Genomic DNA, 24,907 nt, shown 5'->3' with positions numbered 1-24,907 from the left:
CAGATAGCGAGTAGGTAGAGAGCGCTTACTTTAACGCACGGTTGAAATGTCTAATTTATCAATCAACGACGGAAAGCCCCAACCGTTCTCACCTGCCACCACAGGTTCTCCGGTCAAATACTCAAACAGCGTTGGCGCTAAAGAGCCATTAGCTTCGATTTTCAATTGCTGAGAGTTATCGCCAATTGGCGCTCCCCAGAATCCGATGAAGGCATCTTTCTCTAAGTAATCCTCACCAGCATGACGACCCGGTACCTTAGTGTTGTAGCCAATTCCCGCTTTAGGGAACAAGTTAACCGTGCCAGCCCTATCTTCAAGGTAGATATTAACCAGTTGATTCACTGAATCTGGTCGAGGTGTTGGTTGCGTCAATGAAGTCCACTCAGCACTGCTACACCACGTTGTCACATCCGCCTTAACTGCTCGATTAATACACTTTTCGACCAATTGAGAATACTGTGAAAAATCATCTTCGCTTGGTGATGCTAGGTATGGATTTAACCTTTGCGTATTGAGCAAAATCGGCGCTCGGTTGTCTTCAAATGACTCATAGAAAAGCTTGTCACCTTCACGTGTGATCAATTCATCGACCCGTTTTAAATCACGGTTGCCAATCACACGAACAGCGCAGCGTTGTTGATCACATGTGCTTTCTCTTACGACCATATAATCAAGACTTTCAGGCAAGCGTTGCGCTATCTGATTAATGATGTCGATATTCTGACCAGCTGACGCTGCAATCGGAGACCACTGCGTGAGTTCTTGGTAAACCGGCTGAACCTGCCACCCTTGAGCCGAATTAAAAAAGTCCATCATGAAGTTACCACCCGCAGTAGAGGCAACCACCACATCCAACTCCTTAGAACTTGGGTAACTTAGCGCATTGGTAATCTTAGGTCCTTCACCTTCGTCTGAAGATATTTTCTTCACGACAATGGGATAGTCTAACTCCGCTTGCAAGCCTTCAAATACCTGCTTTTCGGGATTGAGTGCGTAGAACACCGGCGTTAAACCATGATCCCCTGCCATACCCCATAGCGTTTTATCGTAAACGCCTGCACTACGGTAAGCCGCTTCAATCTGACGTATCCAATAGTCTAGTCGGTTAAGCTCTCCAGTCGGCATCAAAATCTCATCACTGAAAGGCCCTGTAAAATGGGCGAAATGATCGGGCCATGGGTTATACACCAAGGTATAGTCTGGCAACCCTTTTCCATCTAACTCGGCAAACTGAGTGATCGACTGTTTAACCTGAGCCCTCTTTGAAAACTTAGTGAAAAAATCAAAGCCAGATATAGACTGATACGCCTCAATATCTTCAATCAAGGCTTGACGCTTTTCTTGCAAAACCACTTCGACTTCTGAACGTTCTTGAAGCTCTTTCACGCAACGTTTCTCACCATAATCACGCAGTGACTCACCCAAGCCTAGGTTAACCAGCCCATCGTAAGTGGTATGAGCATTCCAATCGTATTGGGCGTTGCAGTTCAGCGTTTTTAGGTAATCGAGACGATCAAACATCGTCTGTACCTTATTGTCTGCCATTAGTACATCCAGCTGTAGAGCATCATTGCCGAAGAAGTAATAAGCTCGGTCGATATCCCGGTCTACAAAGTGGAAGTTAGGCACGCCTGTCCCACCTTCGTCAGAAACCTTAGCGCCCGTTTTGATGATAGGCAGGTTACGCACGCTGATCGTTGGAGTCGACGAAATACCGACGCGGCTAATGTTGTCTCGATGATCTTGATAAAGCTTTTTAAAGAAAGGCAGATAATGTGGATCACGGTAGGTTTGTTCAGATAGAACTTCCATGAACCTCACTTGTTGCTGATGCTCTGGCTCAATAACACTTTCGAACCTCGGCTTATATTGACTACGTTGTTTATGGTTGTGATAAGCAACCGAAATAAAAGGGGCATTTTCATCAACTAAACCCTCAATCAACCCTTGCTGTAAGCCATCTACCGTCACTTGCACTGCAAAACGTTTATTCTGTTGGGATTCTAAGAACTGAATGAGCGCATCAGGCTGGTCACTGAACGCTTGCTGCATCCAATCATCGAGCGCTTCTGCACGTTCTTCTTTAAACACAAATTGGCGGTAGGCTTTCAGCAAGTTTAAGCGCACAAAATCAATAAGCGTGATGGTAAGAGCTTGTGCTTTGTTATTCGGCTTATCAGCATTTTCTGGTTTACCATCTTCTGCAATCGCCAACATTGCAGACTTCATATCGCCGTCATCCATTCCCAATACCGCTTTACCGATCAAATCAACGATGATCGGTTGAATCTGAGCGATGATCGCTAGATCTTCAGGGCTATTAGTTAAGTAGGTGTAATTATCTGGGAGCTTATCCATATCCTGCCAAACACCAATTTCGAATAACGCATCGTAGATAATCACCATATTGGCAATGAAGTGTTCATCAATACGAATACCTTCATGGTGTCCCGTTGCTTCAGTCGAGGTATCTGATTTGTTATGCTCAGAGACAGGCTCATCACCAACATGATAGAGACTATGTTCAAAGCCCTTTAGCACAGGCTCATCATAAACCGTCGATAAGTAAGATTTGAACACATCTTCACTGCCTAAGCCTGAATAGCGATCGTAATAACTATAGAGAAAATACCCCAAAGGAATTGAGTACGTCGGGCTGGATAACTGTGCAATAACTCGAGCTTTGGTTTTAGCATCTAAAGGCAGCGCGAGAATGTACGCATCTAATGTTACGCCGCCAATCGTGAAAAGTGCCGCGTCGCGAGTAAGCGTGGCCGAGTAACTTAAACTTGAAAGCACCTGATTTTTCAACACTTCACTAGAGCTAAACACACCACCAATAACAGGCGTTGTTGATATATCAGCGGCACTCGGAGCTGACGCAAACGCCAACGAAAGCGTGCTGAATAACATGGCACGGCCGCGAAATTGGGAATAGAAACTCATCAAATATCCTTAGTTTAATGTGTTTTTATAAATGTAATTTATTGTTCCAGTTTACTTTAATAACCCAAACACGCCCACTTAAGCGCCATTTTTTAACAAGCTATAATATGAACAAACCACACTTTGCACCCGACGCAGAAACTGATTCACCATATGTGGTGTAAAGACCTCTACAAACGCTTACCGCTGCCGTCTTCCCACATCACTTCACACTCTTCTTTGATGGCGGCTTTCAATAATTCAACCAGTGGAAATGCTCGGCTACCGATATTAACAGGCGCTTCAGCAACTTCATCTTCATTGTCGTCATCCGTATCGTCTTGCTCTACAGCTTGGCTCTGCTCCGCAGCGATTGCGGTGCGCAGGTTATTCAATGCTTGGGGAACTTCTGTAGCACCAATCGCTCCTGGGATCGTGCCACTATGTCCGAGCATTTTAATAAACTGAAGGCCTACTTCACCAAACATCGTGACACTTGCGTGCGCCTTGCAACTGAACGTAATTAACATAATTGGCCCCTTAATAGTCTAATACTAGAAGAACTATGTGGAGTAAATCATTGGAAAGCAAGCACATAATCATCAGCTAATTTTTACTAAACTTCGCCATTAGTGACATTCATCACCATTTAAAATTCGTTAGCCATCCTTTCATATGAAACCTTGAGAATAGTCACATTAAATGGTCAGCTAAGGCTCCGCGAAGCCAATTATTTAATCTAGTATTAATACCATTATAGAAAATTAGTGGCACGAATCACATGAACAGGCTTGTAGGAAGGCACCTTGAAGAAATGGCGGACATCCGCTCTACCCGAAAACAAAAAATCGTCTACTCCTTTTCACTGACTGCAGCCGCACTCTTTATTTTTTACACATGGGCTTATTTTCAGCGGCAGCACTACACCCTATCGCTGTTCGAGCTGTGTTTCGCTTTTATCGCTATCGCCAATGCGATTTATGTAAGAAAAGTCTTCAATCCGGAGTATTCCGAATTAATCCTTAGCTGTGTGCTGCTTGTACAGGGCGTAATTTTATTTTTATACAGCTATGCAATTCCAAATCGCATACTTTGGCTTTACCCGATTCTAGCTGCCGTAATATTCATCAACGATTTTAGAATTGGCGTTATCCTCAGTACCTTTTTTTGCTTGTTTATCAGCACACTAATTACCGCACTACCCAACAATTTTTCCTTACCTTTTAACAGCACCCATCGTTTTATCCTAAGCTTGTTTACTATGAGTTTGGTGTGTCATACCTCCGCTTATTACTACACGAAAGCCATGAGTTATATTCAACGCTTATATAAAGAAGGGATTGAAGACTTGGCTTACCGAGACCAACTCACTGGGCTAGCAAACCGATGGAGCTTTGAACGTTGGGCTGTTGAAAAGCTCGCCACTGTCGATAGAGAGCGATCACTTACCGCGTTGGTCTTCTTAGATATTGATGATTTCAAAGGCATCAACGACAACTATGGTCACGATGTTGGCGACAGTGTTCTACAACATTTTGCGAATCGCCTAAGTAACAATATTCGTACCCGAGATCGAAAAAACCACAAATACGACTATTCCATCGCACGCTTTGCCGGAGATGAGTTTGTGCTGATGCTCTACGATATCCCAACCAGAAAAGACCTCGACGGTATTCTAGACAGGATCTGTGGATTATTTGATAGCGGTTACCAGACCAACGAGAGAATAAAGGAGCTGACTCTCAGCGTCGGTGTGTCACTGTATCCGCAAGATGCTCAAGATTTACATGAATTAACAAGGTGTGCCGACAAAGCCATGTATGTTGCGAAACATTCAGGCAAGAACCGATACGCATATTACCACGACAACCCTATTTCGACATCAATAGAAGAGTATCCGATGGATAACACCTATTCGAGGCTTGACTCTCCTGAAGTTGAGCAGAGGCTTGAAGCGGGAATAGAAGGAAGTAATGTTACCTTGCTAGAGACTCGCTAATGTTAGCCTGCCAAATACATGGCCCACAAACTGACCAAGCCAATAACAATAATCCAAACCACTTGCCGAACTCGGCTTCGGTTTTCCCACTTGGATCTTGAGACGGTTTTAAACGCAGATTCCTTTGCTGAATGTATAAAAGGCGCCTCAATTTCTCGCTTTTTGATGCGACGTTTCACTGCGCTATTCGCAACCTCGGTAAAACGCTGACCTTGTTCTGTCGTAAAGTCATTATCAAAACCCATCCGACCATGCCTTTCGCCATGTTTTTGCTGAACTGCCATAGCGGCCTCCTTGGCGGTCTACTCTCTATTCAAGTATAGACATAATTTCATATTGTTACCTGTTCAAGATTTTCGAATAAGTCACTCAACGCTGTGCCATCTTCTTTTTCAATCAAATTACATAAACTACAGCTATTCAAGTTTATGAGGGTTGCAATATGTCGAATGTAAGAACCGTAGATCATGTAATCTCAGCACATGCCACCTCAGATGGTGATGGCGTCAAAATCCAAAGACTCGCGGGTTTTAATAACACGCGTTTCTCTCCATTTTTGATGATTGATGAACTTAAATCGGACGAAAGCAAAGACTATGTTGGCGGCTTTCCTCCACATCCTCACCGTGGGATAGAAACGCTCACTTACATGCTCCAAGGTCACTTCCAACACAAAGACCATATGGGGAATGTTGGAGAGTTACGCAGCGGTGGCGCGCAGTGGATGGCTGCAGGTCGTGGTGTCATTCACAGTGAAATGCCAATGATGGAAGAAGGCGCGCTGCATGGTTTTCAGATTTGGATAAACCAACCTGCGACACACAAAATGCAGCCAGCGCAATATCACGACTTCCAAAGTGAAAGCATCGCAGAACATCAAAGTGAACAAAGTGGTTTGTTAAGAGTGATTGCCGGAGGGTTTGAACTGCGCAATCACACTGACGATGATTCAGAGGCTTTACGAACGCAAGGTCCATTACAGAAAACAGGTGTGCCATTAAGCGTTGCGGATTGGCGCTCTCATTCTGGGCAAAAAGTCACGTTAGGGACTAATGTTAATCAAAATGCAATGACTTACGTGTACCGAGGCAGTATTAAGATCGGCGACAAAGTCATCAACCAAGGTCAACTAGCCCTGCTTACCAAAGCTGACTTTCTGTCTTTGGGGAGCTTAGAAGATTCAGGGGTACTGATTTTTTCCGGTGAACCGATTAATGAACCAGTTGTTCACTATGGTCCGTTTGTCATGAACTCGATGGAAGAGATTGAACAGACAATTCAAGACTACAACAACGGTATGTTTGAGACTTACTGATGTCTTGGTTTTGAGCTATGAGCTATGAAGATTGAAGATTGAAGATTGAAGATTGAAGAGATTTTGCAACGAACAACTATTTGGTCATCCACTTGATGACTGCAAAAACAAGTGACACTATCCACTGCCGGTTACTATCACTTATTTAACCACGCTCCTAGAGCGTGGTTTTTTCTATTCAATCAGAGACAAAGATGCCCTGATAGAACGAATTTAGGCCTGATTACAAGTACTCACACAGGTAAGCAGTTGCTTCTTTTACCTGTAGGTCGAATGAAGAGTCACCCGCAACATCAAAAGACTCACCAGATTGGTATGTCGTCCAGTCATCATCGCCAACACGCTTTACAATCAAAGCACCTTTAACAACCGTCATCTTTTCTGGAGCAGCTGTACCGAACGTGTACTCGCCAGCCGCCATTACACCAACACTCACATCAGCACCAGACTGGTTAAACGCTAACGACTTAACGCCACCTTCAAAGTATGTGTTTTCTTTAATCATTGTACTTCCTTGTTATCTTCAAAATGCAATTATTGAGCTCACCGAGTAAGCCTATGCGTAAATTTAGGTGATAATTGTTTTAACCAATTCGAGACTTTCCTACAAGAAATAAATACGCATAGCTTAAGCATTTCTGGAATTCGCTTTCATTGATGACGCAAATGCTGGGGAGCAAGGCTAAAAACCACTAACGCAACCAAATTTATTAGAACATTCGATCCTGCTTCTAACTCTTAGAACAATTTTTGCAAACTAAGGTTTTAGTTAATAGAATCTAAAACAATATCAGTCGAAAAATGAAGAGATAATGGCAAAAAAGCCGACTAAAAGCAGAGATATATTTGCCAACTCGTTACTCTACGGCTTCCTATTAGTTGGCTTTATGGTAGCCCTCACCGCCGGCTATTTTGCTTACCAAGCCCACCAGCAATCTGTCAGCCCAAGCAACGTCTATGGCACATGGATAGAGATTGCGGCGCCACCTTACAACACCGATATCCTTACACTTTCAGATAAAGGTGTCATGATGAATCATCGCCTCATTGCTACCTCGTTTGACTTTGATGGCAAAATTGTCACAATCAATACAGGTTCCGGACCAACGGTTTACACCATCAGTGGCACTTACGATTCACCTCGCTTGAAGCGACTAGAGCCAAGCGTACCATCTCAGCAATTTATTAAAGAAGGCTACGAAAATACTGCTGCTGGTGATACCCATAGTGTCATGCAACAACGGCGTGCTTCCTTAGCGGAAGAATTCAAAAGATAATCCCCTTGTTCCCAGAAGCACAAGTCTTCATGCTTACTCATCGCTCGACCTTGCTCGCTCAACAGACTTCACTTTGTGATTCTGCTTCAACCCACAGTATTTTCTTATAGTTTGTCGCACCTTGTCATAACTTCATGTCGTGAATTTTCACTTGTTAGATTTTCATTCTGAAAGATGATTTGTTTTATAAAACATGGACTCAGCCTCTCATTCATTAAGCAACAGAATTGTAACAAGATACAATTTTTTAGTTGTCCATCGAAAACGGATTTATTTTCAGTTATAAAATTAAAACTCTCTCGAATACTGACTGGGAAGCTCCTTCAAGACTGACTGGAGCCGTTTATGGGGCCATTTGGTTCTCGTAACCTTCAAGGAATGAGAGAAAAAGTATGATTCGTATAAATACCTGTGCTGCGAGCATTGCTCTAGCGCTATCTGGTACAGCATTAGCTGCTCCAACGGCACCTAGCATCGACATGTATGGTTCCAACAACCTGCAGTTTTCTAAAATTGAACTCGCGATGGAAACCACATCAGGCTACAACCAGATGGTGAAATATCACGACAAAGCAAAGGTCGACGTCAAGTTCAACCAATGGAGCGGAACGTCAGGAAACACGTACAACATCTACTTCGATGGCGTTAAAGTTGCCACTGGCCCAATTACTGGCAGCCAAACCACAGCTTCATTCGAATACAGCCAAGGCGGCTTATTTGAGATGGAAATCGAAGCATGTGATGAAACAGGTTGTAGCAAGAGCACACCTGCTCAAATCACGATCGCTGATACCGATGGCTCACATTTGGCGCCACTTGCGATGAATGTGGATCCTAACAACAAGTCATACAACACAGATCCAAACACGGTAGTAGGTACTTACTTTGTGGAGTGGGGTATTTACGGTCGTGATTACACCGTTGATAACCTACCCGCTGACAACTTGACCCATATCCTTTATGGCTTCATTCCAATTTGTGGTCCGAACGAATCAGTTAAATCAGTCGGCGGTAACAGCTACAACGCACTCATGACGGCTTGTCAGGGTGTTAACGATTATGAAGTGGTGATTCATGACCCTTGGGCCGCTTTTCAGAAGAGCTTCCCTCAAGCAGGACACGAATATAGCTCACCGATCAAGGGTAACTACGCAATGATGATGGCGCTCAAACAGCGTAATCCAGATTTGAAGATCATCCCATCCATTGGTGGTTGGACGTTGTCTGACCCGTTCTTTGATTTCACAACCAAAGCCAATCGTGACACCTTTGTGGCGTCTGTTAAGAAATTCCTAAACACATGGAAATTCTACGACGGTGTAGATATCGATTGGGAATTCCCAGGTGGAGGCGGTGCTGCGCCAGATCTTGGTGACCCAGTGAATGATGGTCCAGCTTACATTGCACTGATGGCAGAACTGCGCGCTATGCTCGATGAGCTAGAAGCTGCAAACGGTCGTACTTACGAGCTAACTTCTGCGATTGGTGTCGGCCACGATAAGATTGAAGACGTGAACTACGGCGATGCAATCCAGTACATGGATTACATCTTCGCAATGACTTACGACTTCTACGGCGGTTGGAACAACGTTTTAGGTCACCAAACAGCACTCAACTGCGGTAACTTCATGCGTCCTGGTCAATGTGATGGCACTGGGCTTGATGAAAATGGCGAACAATACACTGGCCCAGCTTACACCACAGACAACGGCATCCAATTGCTGCTCGAACAAGGCGTTCCAGCTAACAAGCTTGTCGTTGGTACAGCCATGTATGGTCGTGGGTGGGAAGGCGTATTACCATCATCACTTTCCGATCCTAGCGACCCTATGACAGGTGTTGGTAACGGCAAACTGAAAGGTAGCTCTGCGCAAGGCGTATGGGAAGATGGCGTTATTGATTACAAAGGCATTAAAGCGAACATGCTTGGCGCGAATAACCAAGGCATCAACGGCTTCGAATATGGCTACGACGAAATGGCAGAAGCGCCTTACGTATGGAACCGTACTTCAGGTCAGTTAATCACATTTGATGACGATCGCTCTGTTAAAGCAAAAGGTGCGTACGTACGTAGCCTTGGTCTTGCGGGTCTATTCTCTTGGGAGATTGATGCTGATAACGGCGACATTTTGAATGCAATGCATGAAGGTCTTGCGGGCGGTACGACAGACCCTGCCAACCGTAAACCAACAGCTGCTGCGGGTGCAGACCAATCGGTTGAAGGCCCAGCTTCTGTTTCTCTAGATGGCAGCGCATCAAAAGACAGCGATGGCACAATTGCGAGTTACGCTTGGTCTCAAGTGAGCGGTACAGCAGTAACACTGGCTAACGCTAATGCCGCGGTTGCAAACTTCGATGTGGTTGAAGTCGCTCAACAAGAAGTACTAACGTTCAGCCTAACGGTAACTGATAACGAAGGTGCTACTGCAACTGACACCGTTGTAGTAACGGTAGCCCCTAAAGACACAGGCCCAGTCAATACAGCACCAGTTGCGGTTGTCTCAGCTCCAGCTGAAGTGAATGCGGGTGATGTAGCCGTGGTTGATGCTTCTGCTTCGAACGATGCTGACCAAGACACATTGACCTTCACGTGGGATGTACCTGCTGGCATTGATGCAACGGTTCAAGGTTCTTCAGTGAGCTTTGTTGCGGCAGAATACACACAAGATACGGTACTGAACTTCTCAGTGACAGTGAGTGATGGTACAGAGACATCAGTCGCAGCTGCATCAGTGAAAGTACTTAAGAAAACCACAGATGGTGGTACTTGTACTAACGCTTGGGATTCAAGTGCAGTCTACACTGGCGGCGACCAAGTGACTCAAGCCGGTAAGGTTTGGGAAGCGAAATGGTGGACCAAAGGTGATGACCCAGTTAACTCTGGTGAGTGGGGCGTATGGAAAGAGATCGGCCCAGCAAACTGTGCTAACTAAGAATAGGCTTTAGCTAAATACTTACTAAACACTAAAAAGTAAAGGCCAACCTGATAATGTCTGGTTGGCCTTTTTATTATTTGTTTTCTTAGCTGGCATTCTACTGACTTACGCTCGTTAGGCTTAGCTAATCAAGTTATCAAAGCTCTCGAACACTTGAGGGCACTTCATCACTCGCCCATGTCCCTGCCCTTGAGTCGCAATCAAGGTAACGCGACCCATTTCATTAGCAGCACGCTGAGACACATCAAACTTAGTAAACTTATCTTGCTCGTCATGCACAATGATGGTCTGAGACTGACGAAGCGCAAGCTTGCCATACGGGTCAACCGACTGAATTGGGTAGTTAAACTGCTCTTCGACTTCTCCAACTACCGCCTCGAAAAGTTTCATTGAGTAACCAGAACGCGCAACGCTGCCAAATAGGTTTTCTAGATAATACAGTACAGGGGCAATCAGCAATAATGGCTTATTTTCCAATTTAACGTGCTTACATTCCAACGCAGAAGCAGTACCCATACTGTGACCGACCAAACCTGCTACCTCACCCACCGAATCGAGAATGGCTTCAAGGCCGTTGACAAACGCAGGGATATGACCATGTACCCCATCGCTGCCACCATGCGCCGGATGATCGTAAGCCAAAGCCGTAAAACCTTGAGTGGCGATGTGCTCCATCAGAGGGAAGAACTGACTCGCGGTGCCAGACCAACCATGGGTCAGCACCCAAACGGGACCAGTACCCAAAGAGTAAGTTTTCAAAACGCCATCGCGGCCTTTGATGTCACTCTTGATAAGCCCTTGGGGATCAGCATTCTTCTGCTCAGTACGCATTGGAGTGAGCAGCAGCTTACGTGCGGTTTTCTTCGCATGGCTAGGCGCTAGGATGTAGTGCAGATTGGTTGTAGCCCCAATTAAGCTACGCTTGAAGCTGAATTTGTTCGATGTATTAAAGTAGATTTTGTCACTCATGACCGTTCCTTGTATCGCCATCATTATTGGCGGATCGAGCTCGGCCCTAAAAATCGAACGACCGTGCTATTTGTTGATATGAAAAATGGCGATAGTGCTGTTTATGCCCGCTTGCCGCCACTTCTCTTAAAATTTTTCGCAAGCCTTAGTTAAGCAAAACTCACATGTGTTGCGAACTAAATAGCTTAGAAGTTAAGCCGCTTTCCAGCTAGCGATTAAGCGCTCTACACCACTCCAAAAATGGGTGTGGCTCGCTTGTTGGCCTCGTAGCGAGTAGAACAAGTTCGCACTCAAGTAGAGACCGTATAACTCGAAGGTAGCCTGTTTAGGATCTAAATCGGCTCTGAACTGTTTGCTCTCAACCGCTTTTGCTACCTGAATAGTCAAGTAGTCAATCCACACTGAAATGGTTTTCTGCAGTGCTTTCTGAATCACAGACGTTTCACTGCCCGCATCTTTCCATGCATCAATAAACATGCAGCTGCCTTGGAATGAATGGTTCCAGCCCAACCAATTGTCGAGCAACTGTTTCAATTTCGCTTCAATATCACCATCTCCCAGCTCTCTTGCGGGAATGATGACTCTTTCGGTGAATATGGCGTTGGAATACTCGAGTACAGAAAGTTGCAGGTTCTCTTTAGAGTTGAAGTGTGCAAACAAGCCACTCTTAGACATACTACATAGCTTGGCTAACTCGCCAATCGTCAAACTCTCAAGCCCATTCTCACTCGCAAGCGCGAATGCATGGCTCAAAATATACTCTTTGGTTATCTTTCCCTTACTCATTATTCACCAAAAACAAATCTGATACGTTATTTTTAGCACGTTCGTTCTTTTTTTCAAAGTTTTTAGCCTAACCAGTGGGATTTAATTTCTCTAATCTAAAAATTGTGGAAAAATGCGACAGTACTCAAAGGATATTGGGTTACACGGTTATTGAATTAACCAGCGAGCGAATTGAGCAACTATTGAGTTTAATCACTAAGGAAAGGGAATGAGCACACTTTGGGAACAGTTTACGTTTTCGGCGTCGGTAACAGGCCCCATCTGTTTAATGCTGTTTCTTGGCGTGATGCTCAAACGTATCGGCTTAATCAATGATAATTTTATTGATGTCGCGTCCAAGGTAGTGTTTCAAGTCACCTTACCTGCAATGCTATTTCTTAGCATCGTTCAATCAAATCACAATTTCTCAGCCAGTAGTTCGTTAGTTGCATTTGGCGTCATCGCTAACTTTGTCTTTTTCTTGTTCACTATTTTCTCAACCAAATTGGTATTCAAAGGTTCGAAAGATCAAGGTGTGATTGTCCAAGGTGGATTCCGAGCTAATACTGCGATCATCGGCCTCGCCTATGTGGCTAATATTTATGGTAATCAAGGTGTTGCATTGGCTGCTATCTATGTCGCGTCCCTGACCGTGCTTTATAACATTCAAGCCGTAATTGCACTGACTCCAAAAGGCAAAGCTACCGGAGCTAAAGCGATTAAAGTGATCGTCAAGTCGATCACCAAAAATCCGTTAATCATTGCTATTTTCTTAGCGGTAGTTTTCTATGCGCTTTCGATTCCTATCCCAAAAATGGTGACAGACGCTGGGCAATACTTTGCCAACATGACCTTGCCTTTGGCACTACTGTGTACCGGTGGGTCGCTGGACATCAGCTCGCTCAAGCAAGAAAAGTTGTCGACGTGGTTCGCCTCTAGCTACAAATTAATTGCCTCACCGTTACTGATTACACTGACTGCTGGGTACTTAGGATTTAAAGGACTCGAGCTCGGGCTTATCTTCTTGATGAGCGCAGCACCAACGGCAGCGGCAAGCTACGTTATGGCTCGAGCGATGGGAGGAAACTCCACACTGGCGGCTAACATCATCGCACTTACCACTGTTGTTTCTCTTATCACTTGTACTCTCGGTATTTTTACACTTACTGCAATGGATTTAATATAGCTGCGACAGGCTTCAAAAAACCGACACAAGCCTTGAAAAAAAGGTCATAAGCCTTGATTTAGCACTAACTGGTTGGGCAGAAAGACTGCTAGATTTCGTCAAATTTTTACTAAGAGATCTGATATGTCTTCCGTTCAACATACGCCTTCACAACACATCGCCAGTATCGAGTTAGGCCGAGTGATCGCTATCTTGGCGATCATTGGTTTGCACGGCCAAATGGCCCTCACTTATTGGCAAATCGATGAAGTGCCTTGGATTGGCTATGTGCTTAACCAAGCCGCTCGTTTTGCGGTACCTCTATTTTTCCTAATTTCCGGTTATCTTATTCAGCCAAAGCTGACTGCATCCCCGTGGCAAACCGTCATTAACTACTCTAAACCACTGCTTAAGGTTTGGTTGGCATGGAGCATCATTTGCTTAGTCATGCCGTTCAACCTCGGGAAGGTAGAAGAGTTTGGCTATCTAGGTGAGCGCGAAGGCTATTGGGGCTTTTTGATGAGCACACCACTTAACTCTTTCTTAGAGGGCGGTTTGGTGCATTTATGGTTCATTCCAGCTCTGGTGTGCGCTGTGTTGATCATCGCTCTATTGGTGGAAATGAAGCTCAACAAGCTTCTATTGCCGCTCGCTATTGCGCTGTATGGCGATGGTGTTCTTGCAGGAAGCTACGCAACACTAACCGGATTAGAAGCCCCCTTCTTCACGCGTAATGGTCCGTTCTTTAGCACTTTGCTCGTTACCGCTGGTTTTCTGATTCGCCAACACCAATGGCAACTATCATCAGCAAAAGCGTTGGGCTTAATCGCAGTGGGAATGATCCTCCACTTTTCAGAAGCAGCATGGTTAAGCCAATTTGATGTCGCCTTTAATATTCACGATTTCTTGTTTGGTACAGCTTTGTGGGGGATTGGTGTGTTTATGTGGCTTTTAGCTAACCCAAACATGGGTAACTACGCTTGGGTTCGTGCCATTTCTAATCGCATGCTGGGTATCTACGTAAGCCATTTGCTGATCATTATCTTGCTGTTTAATGTCTGTGGAATCTTCAGCATTACAGAACTGACCAAAGACGTTACGGTATTTTTTGGTACCGTATTATTGAGCTATGGGTTGGTTGTTGGGATCGAGAAAACGCCATTACGACGCGTGCTACTTCGCTAGGGCGTGTTGACCTTTCGCGGTTAAATTTTGTTCGATATAAAAGCGTTTTAATCGCGGCGAGGGAGAAATAGCCTAGTCATTCTAAGCAAATCTCCCTCAACAAAGAGTAAAACGCTTTTAGCCGAACCCTTCGGGCAGCGTTTGCTGGTCATTTCTACTACATTATCGGCTTCTCATGTAGGCTAGCTACACATCGATGCCTCTGCCTTGTATAAATACCCAGCAACTCGCTGCAAAAATCAGCTCGAAAGATCAACACGCCCTAGTGTTTATACCTAAAACTATCAGCTAAATCAGTTTTAAAGAGCAACAAAAAAGAAAGGCAAGATAACTGAATATCTTGCCTTTCTTTCATCATATTAGAACTGAGATTCTCTCTCGTGAGGTGTTATCGGAACGCCATCGCGCCTTTACCTACCCCTTCATAAGCCACAATTTGTAGTGATTGATTTTCTACCAAACTTGGGGCTACTTGATCCGCAATGTAGCCTGCCAGTAATTCCACCGTGGTATCGGTTGGTAAGATTTCCGTTTCGCTCTTAGCAATCGCTAGCTCAAATTCGCCTTGTGGCGCTGTGTAGCGGAAGCCATAGTGACTTTCATCATTAACACTGTTCGCTTGTTCACTCAGGTTAAGTGATGAAACTGAAACTTGGTCTTCTTTAGAACCTAAGTAAATGTCTTCCCAGCGCTGAGCAAATGCTTGTTCGCGTTGTTCGTCACGTTGACCATCAACCACAATTTCGACTGGAGAACGGTGGCCATGCGCAATACGCTGACAGTTACCATCGTGCTTTTTTAAACCATGGGTATAGTGGTAAAACGCGCCAGTAATGTTCTCATGACGAAGGGTGATCTCTAACCCTGTGACGTTACTTGGTAGGTTATCGCGAAGAATATGATAAACGTGTGCGGTCACACTCTCGATAGTGATCGCTTCTGCATCAATCAAGCAATATGCTTCGTCAGGGCAATGTAGGTGAAGACTCTTGTCACCACGCAAAACATCAACCTTAGAGTAGCCCGCTTTGCTCGCCTGATGCACAATTGCAGCACTTTTCATTGGCAGCAGTAAACGGTGATCAACGTGCTCATCGACAAGCTGTTTGATCTGCTTTTTGACCTTGCTAAAATCCAGCACCATGCTCATTTCATTAAGTTCACCAGACATGGTGACATCTAAAATCCAACTATCTCCTACGACCCCTCTGTGTTCACAGATGTATGAAGAATCGATAACGGTAAGATCTCTTACAAATAGGTTCAAGTTGAACTCCTTAATACTTTAATGAGATACGGGAGGCTGAATAATGTTCAGCAGGCACTTCGTCTCATTGGTGTCTAGATAAAATAGGACGGGCAGGATGTTACAACGAGCTTATAAAGTCCACCTTTTTACATCATCATTCGAGAAATGAACAAACTACGTGCAATTTTCGCTAAAACATAGACCACCAGCCACATTTCAGATAATACTCGCCACCGCCCTTGTTATTGGTTAATTGCTTGCGTACATAAAACATTGATTTTCCTTGTTCCTACTAATACTGCTCTTAGGCTATGTGATCTAGACAACATTTTAAGTGGGTTAGTTATTGATAATCTGACCATATAACTTTGTTACGCTATAACATTTCACAACCTCTGCTTTCGATGGTTTTTTCGCAAAGCGTTTAAGAGGTCAATATTGAGTTAAAGGAAAGTATGATGAAACTACACAAGTTAGCGGCGCTGTGCGCTCTTACTCTCGCCGGTAATGCATTTGCCGACGTCACCGTTAAGGAAACAGATAAATTCCAAGATGTGGCAGATAAAGTAAGTCAACTAACAGAGAAAGGCGAAAAACCGCTGATCGTTATTGATATCGATAACACGCTTCTAACCTCGACGAGCGATATCGGTGGTGATATTTGGTATCAGTGGCAGCGAGGGAAGTTGGATGTGAAGCCATCAGCTGAAGATAAAGTAGATTGCCTATTCCAAGACTCAATCGGCCTGCTTTACGAGCTTGTTCCTATGAGAATTATCGAGGACGATGTGCCAAGCACAGTCAGCGGCTGGCAAGATAAAGGGCTTACTGTAATGGCTCTCACTTCGCGTTCACCAAATTACCGTTATGCGACCGAACGCGAGATGATTCGTAATCAATATGATATGACGCGTTCCGCACTGAAAGAAAAAGGCTCAGATGTGCTGCCAATTTACATCGATAACCCTGACCGCCCACTGAGTTACATTAATGGCATCATGATGACGACAGGAATGAACAAGGGGGTCATGCTCGACTACATCCTTGATAAAACAGGTCAAAGCTTTAGCAGTGTTGTATTTATCGATGACAGTAAAAAGAACATCGTAAACATGGAAGAGGCCTACAAAGATGATACTTCTATCGACATCAACATTTTCCACTACACTAAGGTGGAACATGATCGCATAAAACAGCATGGCTCAGTTTTGACACAAAAGCAGGCAAACAAGATGGCTAGCGATTGGAAAGAACTAAATGTAGTTCTTGATAAAATTGCCCCAGCTCGACTTGGGGAAGCGTGTTTGGGGCAATAATCTAGACCGTTACATTTAGGGTCGTGGGGCTCAACGCTCCCCGGCCTTTTTCCTGCACCATCTATCACTTCTTTTCTCATATCCTCTCACTTACACAGGGATAAATGCCACGCGAACCCAACCTATTTTTATTCTATACTCATGGCAGATAAGCTTTTCATTTCATGGAATAATAATGATATTACCTAGGATTTTGGTACTCGGACTTTATTTATTTTCAGCCCTTTCTTATGCGACTCCGTGGCAGTTCGTCAAAAGCGAAAACGGCATCACCATTCATAAGCGTAATCATGGGAATGGTCTTATTGAAGTTCGAGCCCAAATGCAGGTCGAAACGAGCTACTCAGGTTTTCTCTTATTATTGGAAGACAGCGATAACGTGCCGAATTGGATCGACAATGTGTCGCACAGTGAAGTATTAATGCAAATATCTAACAATGAGAATATCGTCTACACCCAGTTCAAAGCCCCTTGGCCTGCTCGTGACCGAGATATGGTGACGTATTCGAAATATGAAGTAGAAGACGGTCAATTCACCCTAACCATTAAAGATGCATCTAATTACTTGGCTAAAGAGTCGGGGTATATTCGAATCAACGAGGTCGATGCGCTATGGGTTTTGCAGCCTCTAACCAATGGCCTGACCCACATCACCTATACGGCATATGCGAATGCGGGCGGTATCTTGCCTGACTGGTTAATGAATCGCTTATCAGCTAACAACGCATTCAGTACCTTCAAAAAGCTTAAAGACCAGCTTCCAAAGTACCAAGGGCAACAGCACCCTAATCTCTCCCAATAGCTCGGCTTAAGGCGTGGGAGTGTTAATTTCGTATCGCCAAATCACGCGCAAGAATCAGTGTTAAGCCTGCTAATACAATCATCCACAATGTAGTAAGACGTAACGACATGCTTACCCTTACATAAGCTTATCAAACGAAAGGTAAACCAAGTTTAGGACAACTAAAATACCATGCAGGCAAAGGTTAAATACATGCCTTGCTTTCTTCCCTTTAGACTGCGAGCAAGAACACTTTTTCCATGAAAAATACGACCAAAAACAAAAACAACACCATTCATCTCTAGCAGCCCCATCAAAATCACCGTGATTGAGCTGTAACGATAATATTTCCCTATTATTTTATGTTTACTCAGTATTCTTTCTTATCTGTTCGACAATAACCGCCGAGATAAAATAAAAATCACGCCTGAGCACTTGTAAGAGATCTCTAACACTGAGCGTAAGAGATCACAATCAAGCTTCGCAGAAAACTCCTAAAATACAAACCCAATCCCTTGTTTTGGATGAATCCACGCATACTTCTTTCAGTTAGTGGGTACATTTATTTCTTGAGGTGGATTGTGAGTAAAGCCTCTGCAGTGTTTAATACACATGTCGACAGGGTTGGCAGGAACAGGAAAAAGCCTAATGGATTAGGTATCTTCAGGATGATGAGTTTGTAAGGACACCGCTAGGGAGGCAATAGATTGGATAGGTTAAAGGATTTAGCCACGTCAAGGAACGATGCAGGGAGCACCAGTTACCTATTGAAAGATAAGTAACGCGCAGTAGCAGGATGGCTACAAAAAGAATAGACCCCGTTTGGTGAAAGCCAAACGGGGTTTCCTTTTTCTAAAGCCCAAGAAATTTTAGAAGCTAGGCTACAGAATAATGTTCATTAGGAACATCGCACCAAACGCATTCAACACTGAAATAGCGATCATCACTGGAATGTAACGGCCTTCAGTACCAATTGGTCCCATGATACGACCCATGTATTGAACCTGTGAGCCCATCAAGTAAATAGCTGGCGCTAAGATCGCAATATGATTGCCATTCAAGATACCTTGGTCAAACAGCGTGATGACCACACCCACTGCACCGCCCATCGACATCCACGCACCGATCAATACTGCAGCTGCTTCACCCGGCAAACCAAACACCGCCATGATTGGAGCAAACACACTGCCCATCAGATCCAACGCACCCGTAATCTGCAATGCTTTGATGATTACAAACGCCATCAGAACGTTTGGCACTGTCGAGGTAGTCGCAATAACCCAGCCTTTCTTAGCACCTTCAACGAAAATATCAGTCACCATTGGTTTCTTTGCTTTCACTTCGCTCATTATGCTACTTCCTCTTCCAGTTTTTGTTCTTTGTCTGATTTTGGTTTGTCTTCTTTACCTTCAGTAATATTGAGGTAGATACGGAACAGGTTGGCACCCACAAACTWAAAGATGAACATCACCGCCACAGCAAGACCAATAGATGATGTTACCGCGAGAGAACCGTCCATTGCAGTTAGAGTAAATAGCACAGCGCCAGACGAGAAGAAGTTAACGATCGCCGCACCTGCGGTGAATTGGAACATGGTAAAGACATCTGTTTCGCGCTTGGTTAGATGCCCTTCATCTTTAAGCTGACGTGTCATCGCGGCACCTGCATCGGTACTTTGCAAAGAAGCGATCAGTGCCAAGCCTGAGTTACCAGGAATACCCATAAGAGGACGAAGTAGTGGAGTAAGCAGTTTACGAGCCGCATCCAGTGCACCGTAGTGCTCAAGTACGTTGATCATACCCAAAGCAAACATCACGGTCGGAATAAGTGTCAAAGCAAAAATGAAACCGTCGCGAGCACCACTACCGCCTTTACCACGCAGTGACGTCGTTGCCGCTTGAATACCATCGGCCGTTTCACTCACATCGTAAGCGACCTTACCGAATGAACCGTTGAGCGTTGTAAAATCGAACACTCCATACCATTCATTGGACTGCATTAAGCCTGAAAAGAATACAATCGCGAACGCGAGTGCGATATAGCTGCCGATCGTGACTGTACGATCGGTTTTAGTTGGATTAGTCATAAGGACCTCTATACATCTCGTTTATGTGGAACAGAACACGCATAGATAGTGCAAAATAATGAGCAACAGGTTACTGACCAAAATCAAATAGCGTATGACTTTGAATGTAAGTTCATCAACAACATATAAAACTGTGATTACGATTTAGATATAGAAAAACAAACTGACAAAACCCTCACATTTTACATACAAAACCAAATAGAATTCGCTGCAACAACGCAACCAAAAACACACACGTACGATAAAAAATTAGATCTGAATCCATAACTACCAACCCAATCCGATCTCTGATAATGGCCTGTTGAGATATGTGCTGCAGAACAAACAATGACGTTTGATCGAAATGCTGCATAATATTGGCGACACAGAACAAGCTCTATCGGCCCTAAACCCGGTAGGGCTTTTCTTTATTACTCGCGTGTACAAGACTGTAATTTGAGACACACAAGGCCGTACTTCAGCCCACCTCACAGTCTATCGCTTTCCCTGTAATCTGTTGAATTATTAAGATATCTATCACACTCCACATGGTTATTTAGGTCTACGCTTTTACGCGTGTTAATAACTCATTAACTTTGGAGCGTAATCCATGCTATGTATCCAGCTTTCTGTTGTCCTCTCTTTACTGTGTTTTTCTGCGGTGGCGGGGGCAGCTACCTCCCAACTAGGGGAACCTCTCAAGCTTACCAACTCATTTGCTGGCTACCTCTCGCTAACTATTTTCGTTATCGCTTACGTTATAGTGATGATGGAAGAGTATCTAAAGCTGCGAAAGTCCAAACCCGTTCTACTGGCGGCAGGCCTCATTTGGATCATCATTGGTTTTACCTACCAAGAACACAACCTTGTTGAAGTGGCCAAACAAGCACTCGAACACAACTTACTGGAATACGCCGAGCTGTTACTGTTCCTACTCGTTGCCATGACCTACATCAGCGCTATGGAAGAGAGAAGACTATTTGATGCACTGCAAGCGTGGATGGTGGGCAAAGGCTTTAATTTCCGATCTCTGTTCTGGTTAACTGGTATTCTAGCCTTCTTTATCTCCCCCATCGCAGACAACCTCACGACAGCTCTATTGATGTGTGCCGTAGTTCTTAAAGTTGCAGGATCTAACCACCCTAAATTCGTTAACCTAGCCTGTGTGAACATCGTTATTGCAGCCAACGCTGGCGGTGCATTCAGTCCATTCGGCGACATCACAACGCTAATGGTGTGGCAGGCTGGCTACGTGAGTTTTAGTGAGTTCATTCCCTTGTTTATTCCTTCGGTAATGAATTATCTCGTCCCAGCATTAATCATGTCTTATTTTGTTCCAACCACCCAACCCGACACGGTTCATCAACACGTTGAGTTAAAACGTGGCGCAAGACGCATTGTGTTATTATTTATCATGACAATAGCAACTGCGGTTGCCTTCCACGCCGTGCTCCATTTCCCTCCTGTCATGGGCATGATGATGGGGCTGGCATACCTTCAGTTCTTCGGTTATTTCTTACGTAAAACCTTGCCTAATTCACTGGCGAAGAAAAAAGCGGCGGCGATTGCCAATAACGATGAGGGCGCCCTCAAGCGACTCGGATCTGTTGTACCATTTGATGTATTTCGAAGAGTCTCACATGCCGAGTGGGACACACTACTGTTCTTCTACGGTGTAGTAATGTGTGTAGGAGGCTTGAGCTTACTTGGTTACTTAGAACTCGCCTCTGGTGTGATGTATAGCCAATGGGATCCAATTTGGGCCAATATCATGGTGGGGATCTTATCTGCGATTGTCGACAACATTCCGGTGATGTTTGCCGTGTTATCCATGGAGCCGCAAATGTCGATGGGCAACTGGCTACTGATAACCTTAACAGCAGGCGTTGGCGGTAGCTTATTATCTATAGGTAGTGCTGCGGGTGTCGCATTAATGGGGGCTGCGCATGGTAGTTACACCTTCTTTGGCCACTTAAAATGGATGCCAGTGATCATGATTGGCTATGCCGTCAGTATCGCCGCTCACCTATGGCTAAATGACGGGCTTTTCTAATTAAATGCTCCTTTCAAAAGGCTACTCAACGCCTGTCGAGATATTGCTTGGCTGTCATTGTCAGCGTTCTCGTACACGCCTTTAAACATAACAAGTTGTGGATCCTTGGAAGCTCGACTGGTATCAGTTAAGCAACCTGTCAGCAATAATGCGCAGCTGCAACCAGATATAAATAAGGAGAATCTATTCATTTGGGCATCCTTGCCTAGAGAACCTAGTCAAAGAATATGCAACCATACAAGTACTTTCCAGCAAGCCCAAATTTTATTGCAAAGTCACAGTTTGAAAGCCCTTAATATTCGCCCTTGAGTAGTGCAAAATCTTCAACCTTTACCCGCACAGGGCGACACTTCAAGTCGCTAGCTACTAAATAGCTTTCTAAGCTTGTTCTCTACACTCAATAACCAATAAGCGCTGTTTACGCTCTACACCACCCGCATAACCGGTCAGCTTGCCATTTTTACCAATTACTCGGTGACACGGCACAATCACTGAAACCGGATTTTTGCCATTCGCCAACCCCACAGCACGCACTGCTTTTGGGTTACCGATCGCATCCGCCAATTGAGCATAACTCCACGTTTCTCCGTAAGGGATTGTAGTGAGCGCTTGCCAAACCGACTGCTGAAACGGTGTGCCTTTGGCTGCGATCGGTACAGAAAACTCGATAACTTCACCAGAAAAATAACGATTAAGCTGACCGATAACCAATGCAAAGATCGGAAAGCTATCATCTTGAACGCCTAACTGTTCCGGCTTGGTGGTATGCGTTTCAAACCATAGACCGAGCAGCCCCTCATCGTTCGCCTGTAAAGTCACTGTTCCCAATGGGCTCTCATAATAAGTAAAACGGTTAACCATAATATCTCCTAGCCTAGTACTGCAAATGTTTATGTATTGCAGCTGTTTGTAGATTGCTCATGTTCGAGGGTTGCTCTTTCTATTAAGACTGATTCCAACAGTGGAACGTAGCATAGCTTCCCCAAGGTGAAACACTCTCTGTATTAATGGCTGGACGATGCTCGATGAACTTCTTCACCACCAAATCGCCAACCAACAAATGGTTAGGCTCGCTTAACCCGCGAAGCAACGCGTATTGAATTGTCCAAGGCCCAATGCCTTTTAGCTCAATCCATTTAGAAGGATGCGCAGTTTCATTGTCGACCATGTATTCGGCAAAACGCTTTAAGGTCTCTTTGCGGCTTCCCGGCATTCTCAAGAAGCTAACATCAGCCTCCGCTATCTGTTTGGGCGTTGGGAAATACGCTTTCTCGGATGCATCAGAAAGCTCTTTGACCAATAGGTTGAGCTGGCCAATCGCTACGGTTACCGAGACTTGCTGCCCTAGAATCGCTCTTACTCCTGCTTCCCAAGCACTCCACACGCCAGGAATACGAATACCACTCCTGGCCACCAAGTTAGGATCGATAGCCTTAAAGAAGGCCTCGACCTTCGCAATATCGACATCAAGATCGAACATACGTCGAATATTCGCAATCAAGCTTCTTAAATGGCTTATATCGTCCAACTCAAATTCAATGTCCAAGCGGTTACCCTTGACTAAGGTGGCCTTGAACCAACCTTTTGAGCCGTTAACATTTACCGTGCGCTGGTAATAATCCTCACCTACCTCTTCTAAGCCTTCAATCATTCTTCGTCGATAGAAAGCCAACAGGTGCTTCCAATCCAAAGGACCGTGAAAACTAAGCTGAATATGATTACTCACACTATCACTTAGCTTTGCCCGCCGAATTTGGCTTGGCGAGAGCTGCAATTCTTTTAGAAAAGCATCATTGAAACGACGCGTGCTATTAAAACCACTCGCAAAACCTACATCGGTAATGCTCATACTACTAGTGTGCAGCAGCTGCTTGGCAAACATCAATTGGCTATAAAGGCTGTATTGCTTCGGCGACACCCCGATGTAATTGTCGAATAAGGTTCGTAAATAACGATCGGAAATACCTAAACGGGTTGCAAGGTCAACGATTGAGCCTATATTCAGCGCACCGTTATCAATCAACTGCATCGCACGTAAGAAAGTGGTTTCAACGCCCTTCCATGCTGGAGAAAAAGGTGCGCTGTCTGGTCGACAACGTAAACAAGGGCGATACCCAGCCTTTAGCGCCTGAGCTTGATGAGAAAAGTATTCGACGTTTTCCTCTTTAGGTGGTGTCGCCGGGCAGATGGGGCGACAAAAGATTCCTGTGGTTTTCACCGCCGTAAAAAACATTCCATCAAAGCGAGCATCTCGTGCATATCGAGCCAAATGACACTGCTCGCTCGTTAATGTGCTGTTGTGATGAATGTTTCTCGACATACTGTGTTCTTCCCATTTGTATAACATCGACTCCGATAACCAAAAGTTTACCGTGAACCACCATTGTCGCTAGCCATTTTCGGAACTGAAGGTTAGATAAATCACGAAAAAGGGTTTTATTTTTATCCAATTCGACTAGATTTAACAAAGAGAAGTCAATCTTCTCACAACGTCAAACGATAGGTACTTAGCACGCCAAAGATGCAGAAACCTATCGAATATAAAAAGGAAAAGGCTATGGTTCTTCACACGTGTCGTATTGTTTTATCGAACCAACAGGTTCTCACCAGTCAATCAGTCGAACAGTCACTAGGCTTTCTTGAAGACCAAGCAGAACAGGGGGTTTCTAAGATTGAGATAGACGCAACGGATGGACAAACGATCCATTCGTACATGTCGCACTCTCTTGAAGAGTCAATCGAAAACCTAATGAACCTATAAGTGCTTTAACACCATAAAGCCTTTTAGATGGGTTACACACCAGGCTTAAACGATTTTCCAATCTAGAGTGTTCTCTAAATTGGACCGTATGAATATATCTCTGGTTTAAACAAAAATGGCTCCCCAAAAGGGAGCCACTTTTTATT

General features: G+C 44.5%; 21 protein-coding genes and 1 pseudogene. 10 read left to right on the top strand and 12 right to left on the bottom strand.

Going from position 1 to position 24,907, the window contains the following annotated elements:
* Nucleotides 1–30: 30 nt before the first annotated feature.
* Together L1D11_RS07730 and L1D11_RS07725 are read right to left on the bottom strand one after the other, a co-directional pair.
* Nucleotides 31–2,946, bottom strand: a complete 2,916-nt coding sequence (locus tag L1D11_RS07730; RefSeq protein WP_239832121.1) for an alkaline phosphatase family protein — start codon at nucleotides 2,944–2,946, stop codon at nucleotides 31–33.
* A gap of 170 nt (nucleotides 2,947–3,116) precedes the next feature.
* Nucleotides 3,117–3,455 carry a DUF1840 domain-containing protein gene (locus L1D11_RS07725; protein WP_239832122.1) on the bottom strand — a complete coding sequence of 113 codons (339 nt, stop codon included), beginning with the start codon at nucleotides 3,453–3,455 and terminating at the stop codon, nucleotides 3,117–3,119.
* 284 nt (nucleotides 3,456–3,739) lie between these two features.
* On the opposite strand from L1D11_RS07725, the gene L1D11_RS07720 reads away from it, so the two are divergent.
* Nucleotides 3,740–4,924: a GGDEF domain-containing protein gene (locus L1D11_RS07720; protein WP_239832142.1), complete on the top strand. Its 1,185-nt coding sequence runs from the start codon at nucleotides 3,740–3,742 to the stop codon at nucleotides 4,922–4,924.
* 2 nt (nucleotides 4,925–4,926) lie between these two features.
* On the opposite strand, the gene L1D11_RS07715 is transcribed toward L1D11_RS07720, so the two are convergent.
* Entirely contained in the window at nucleotides 4,927–5,208 is a 282-nt protein-coding gene (locus tag L1D11_RS07715; RefSeq protein WP_239832123.1) for a hypothetical protein, read from the bottom strand.
* A gap of 158 nt (nucleotides 5,209–5,366) precedes the next feature.
* Between L1D11_RS07715 and L1D11_RS07710 the strand changes: the two genes are divergently transcribed.
* The gene (locus L1D11_RS07710; RefSeq protein ID WP_239832124.1) at nucleotides 5,367–6,239 is read left to right on the top strand and encodes a pirin family protein; all 873 of its coding nucleotides are present in this window, start codon (nucleotides 5,367–5,369) and stop codon (nucleotides 6,237–6,239) included.
* A 223-nt stretch (nucleotides 6,240–6,462) separates the two neighbouring features.
* Here L1D11_RS07710 and L1D11_RS07705 read toward each other — a convergent pair whose 3' ends face one another.
* A complete protein-coding gene (locus L1D11_RS07705) occupies nucleotides 6,463–6,744 on the bottom strand; it encodes a pyrimidine/purine nucleoside phosphorylase (protein ID WP_017057600.1) in 282 nt (93 codons plus the stop codon).
* Between the two features lie 307 nt (nucleotides 6,745–7,051).
* On the opposite strand from L1D11_RS07705, the gene L1D11_RS07700 reads away from it, so the two are divergent.
* Nucleotides 7,052–7,516, top strand: a complete 465-nt coding sequence (locus L1D11_RS07700; RefSeq protein ID WP_239832125.1) for a DUF2850 domain-containing protein — start codon at nucleotides 7,052–7,054, stop codon at nucleotides 7,514–7,516.
* A gap of 392 nt (nucleotides 7,517–7,908) precedes the next feature.
* A complete protein-coding gene (locus tag L1D11_RS07695; protein ID WP_239832126.1) occupies nucleotides 7,909–10,449 on the top strand; it encodes a glycosyl hydrolase family 18 protein in 2,541 nt (846 codons plus the stop codon).
* Between the two features lie 123 nt (nucleotides 10,450–10,572).
* On the opposite strand, the gene L1D11_RS07690 is transcribed toward L1D11_RS07695, so the two are convergent.
* The gene (locus tag L1D11_RS07690; protein WP_239832127.1) at nucleotides 10,573–11,421 is read right to left on the bottom strand and encodes an alpha/beta hydrolase; all 849 of its coding nucleotides are present in this window, start codon (nucleotides 11,419–11,421) and stop codon (nucleotides 10,573–10,575) included.
* A gap of 192 nt (nucleotides 11,422–11,613) precedes the next feature.
* Nucleotides 11,614–12,207 (bottom strand): TetR/AcrR family transcriptional regulator, encoded by a 594-nt coding sequence (locus L1D11_RS07685; protein WP_239832128.1) that lies wholly within the window; start codon nucleotides 12,205–12,207, stop codon nucleotides 11,614–11,616.
* A 208-nt stretch (nucleotides 12,208–12,415) separates the two neighbouring features.
* On the opposite strand from L1D11_RS07685, the gene L1D11_RS07680 reads away from it, so the two are divergent.
* Nucleotides 12,416–13,372 carry an AEC family transporter gene (locus L1D11_RS07680; RefSeq protein ID WP_239832129.1) on the top strand — a complete coding sequence of 319 codons (957 nt, stop codon included), beginning with the start codon at nucleotides 12,416–12,418 and terminating at the stop codon, nucleotides 13,370–13,372.
* 123 nt (nucleotides 13,373–13,495) lie between these two features.
* A complete protein-coding gene (locus L1D11_RS07675) occupies nucleotides 13,496–14,536 on the top strand; it encodes an acyltransferase family protein (protein ID WP_239832130.1) in 1,041 nt (346 codons plus the stop codon).
* Nucleotides 14,537–14,924: 388 nt separating this feature from the next.
* On the opposite strand, the gene L1D11_RS07670 is transcribed toward L1D11_RS07675, so the two are convergent.
* Complete coding sequence (locus L1D11_RS07670) at nucleotides 14,925–15,803, bottom strand: 6-carboxytetrahydropterin synthase (RefSeq protein WP_239832131.1); 879 nt, start codon at nucleotides 15,801–15,803, stop codon at nucleotides 14,925–14,927.
* Nucleotides 15,804–16,243: 440 nt separating this feature from the next.
* On the opposite strand from L1D11_RS07670, the gene L1D11_RS07665 reads away from it, so the two are divergent.
* On the top strand, nucleotides 16,244–17,101 hold the full coding sequence (locus L1D11_RS07665; protein WP_239862314.1) for a DUF2608 domain-containing protein: 858 nt from the start codon (nucleotides 16,244–16,246) through the stop codon (nucleotides 17,099–17,101).
* Between the two features lie 175 nt (nucleotides 17,102–17,276).
* Nucleotides 17,277–17,903: an START domain-containing protein gene (locus L1D11_RS07660; protein WP_239832133.1), complete on the top strand. Its 627-nt coding sequence runs from the start codon at nucleotides 17,277–17,279 to the stop codon at nucleotides 17,901–17,903.
* A 117-nt stretch (nucleotides 17,904–18,020) separates the two neighbouring features.
* On the opposite strand, the pseudogene L1D11_RS22715 reads toward L1D11_RS07660, so the two are convergent.
* From L1D11_RS22715 to L1D11_RS07650, 3 genes and pseudogenes are all read right to left on the bottom strand, one after another.
* Nucleotides 18,021–18,211: pseudogene (locus tag L1D11_RS22715) on the bottom strand (hypothetical protein); the annotation flags it as partial.
* A gap of 552 nt (nucleotides 18,212–18,763) precedes the next feature.
* Entirely contained in the window at nucleotides 18,764–19,231 is a 468-nt protein-coding gene (locus L1D11_RS07655; protein ID WP_004737023.1) for a YjiG family protein, read from the bottom strand.
* Nucleotides 19,231–19,968 carry a nucleoside recognition domain-containing protein gene (locus L1D11_RS07650; protein WP_239862312.1) on the bottom strand — a complete coding sequence of 246 codons (738 nt, stop codon included), beginning with the start codon at nucleotides 19,966–19,968 and terminating at the stop codon, nucleotides 19,231–19,233. Before L1D11_RS07650 ends, L1D11_RS07655 begins: the two co-directional genes overlap by 1 nt.
* Before the next feature lie 589 nt (nucleotides 19,969–20,557).
* Between L1D11_RS07650 and nhaD the strand changes: the two genes are divergently transcribed.
* Nucleotides 20,558–22,000: a sodium:proton antiporter NhaD gene (nhaD, locus tag L1D11_RS07645; RefSeq protein ID WP_239832135.1), complete on the top strand. Its 1,443-nt coding sequence runs from the start codon at nucleotides 20,558–20,560 to the stop codon at nucleotides 21,998–22,000.
* 378 nt (nucleotides 22,001–22,378) lie between these two features.
* Here nhaD and L1D11_RS07640 read toward each other — a convergent pair whose 3' ends face one another.
* Entirely contained in the window at nucleotides 22,379–22,861 is a 483-nt protein-coding gene (locus tag L1D11_RS07640) for a methylated-DNA--[protein]-cysteine S-methyltransferase (RefSeq protein WP_239862310.1), read from the bottom strand.
* An 82-nt stretch (nucleotides 22,862–22,943) separates the two neighbouring features.
* Nucleotides 22,944–24,320, bottom strand: coding sequence for an AlkA N-terminal domain-containing protein (locus L1D11_RS07635; RefSeq protein WP_239832137.1), 1,377 nt, complete (start codon nucleotides 24,318–24,320; stop codon nucleotides 22,944–22,946).
* Nucleotides 24,321–24,557: 237 nt separating this feature from the next.
* On the opposite strand from L1D11_RS07635, the gene L1D11_RS07630 reads away from it, so the two are divergent.
* The gene (locus L1D11_RS07630; RefSeq protein ID WP_239832138.1) at nucleotides 24,558–24,761 is read left to right on the top strand and encodes a hypothetical protein; all 204 of its coding nucleotides are present in this window, start codon (nucleotides 24,558–24,560) and stop codon (nucleotides 24,759–24,761) included.
* Nucleotides 24,762–24,907 lie beyond the last annotated feature (146 nt).

Origin of the sequence: Vibrio sp. Isolate32, from assembly GCF_022397955.1 — a bacterium.
Classification (GTDB): domain Bacteria; phylum Pseudomonadota; class Gammaproteobacteria; order Enterobacterales; family Vibrionaceae; genus Vibrio.
Note: the sequence above shows the minus strand (reverse complement) of the source record. Positions and strands in the feature narration are given on the sequence as shown.

Bases quoted from the DNA above. Each gene is read 5' to 3' on its own strand.
- L1D11_RS07685 (WP_239832128.1), bottom strand. From the start codon at position 12,207: ATGAGTAAGGGAAAGATAACCAAAGAGTATATTTTGAGCCATGCATTC.
- L1D11_RS07660 (WP_239832133.1), top strand. From the start codon at position 17,277: ATGATATTACCTAGGATTTTGGTACTCGGACTTTATTTATTTTCAGCC.
- L1D11_RS07630 (WP_239832138.1), top strand. From the start codon at position 24,558: ATGGTTCTTCACACGTGTCGTATTGTTTTATCGAACCAACAGGTTCTC.
- L1D11_RS07655 (WP_004737023.1), bottom strand. From the start codon at position 19,231: ATGAGCGAAGTGAAAGCAAAGAAACCAATGGTGACTGATATTTTCGTT.
- nhaD (WP_239832135.1), top strand. From the start codon at position 20,558: ATGCTATGTATCCAGCTTTCTGTTGTCCTCTCTTTACTGTGTTTTTCT.
- L1D11_RS07710 (WP_239832124.1), top strand. From the start codon at position 5,367: ATGTCGAATGTAAGAACCGTAGATCATGTAATCTCAGCACATGCCACC.
- L1D11_RS07705 (WP_017057600.1), bottom strand. From the start codon at position 6,744: ATGATTAAAGAAAACACATACTTTGAAGGTGGCGTTAAGTCGTTAGCG.
- L1D11_RS07690 (WP_239832127.1), bottom strand. From the start codon at position 11,421: ATGAGTGACAAAATCTACTTTAATACATCGAACAAATTCAGCTTCAAG.
- L1D11_RS07640 (WP_239862310.1), bottom strand. From the start codon at position 22,861: ATGGTTAACCGTTTTACTTATTATGAGAGCCCATTGGGAACAGTGACT.
- L1D11_RS07720 (WP_239832142.1), top strand. From the start codon at position 3,740: ATGGCGGACATCCGCTCTACCCGAAAACAAAAAATCGTCTACTCCTTT.
- L1D11_RS07675 (WP_239832130.1), top strand. From the start codon at position 13,496: ATGTCTTCCGTTCAACATACGCCTTCACAACACATCGCCAGTATCGAG.
- L1D11_RS07695 (WP_239832126.1), top strand. From the start codon at position 7,909: ATGATTCGTATAAATACCTGTGCTGCGAGCATTGCTCTAGCGCTATCT.
- L1D11_RS07635 (WP_239832137.1), bottom strand. From the start codon at position 24,320: ATGTCGAGAAACATTCATCACAACAGCACATTAACGAGCGAGCAGTGT.
- L1D11_RS07725 (WP_239832122.1), bottom strand. From the start codon at position 3,455: ATGTTAATTACGTTCAGTTGCAAGGCGCACGCAAGTGTCACGATGTTT.
- L1D11_RS07680 (WP_239832129.1), top strand. From the start codon at position 12,416: ATGAGCACACTTTGGGAACAGTTTACGTTTTCGGCGTCGGTAACAGGC.
- L1D11_RS07730 (WP_239832121.1), bottom strand. From the start codon at position 2,946: ATGAGTTTCTATTCCCAATTTCGCGGCCGTGCCATGTTATTCAGCACG.
- L1D11_RS07665 (WP_239862314.1), top strand. From the start codon at position 16,244: ATGAAACTACACAAGTTAGCGGCGCTGTGCGCTCTTACTCTCGCCGGT.
- L1D11_RS07700 (WP_239832125.1), top strand. From the start codon at position 7,052: ATGGCAAAAAAGCCGACTAAAAGCAGAGATATATTTGCCAACTCGTTA.
- L1D11_RS07715 (WP_239832123.1), bottom strand. From the start codon at position 5,208: ATGGCAGTTCAGCAAAAACATGGCGAAAGGCATGGTCGGATGGGTTTT.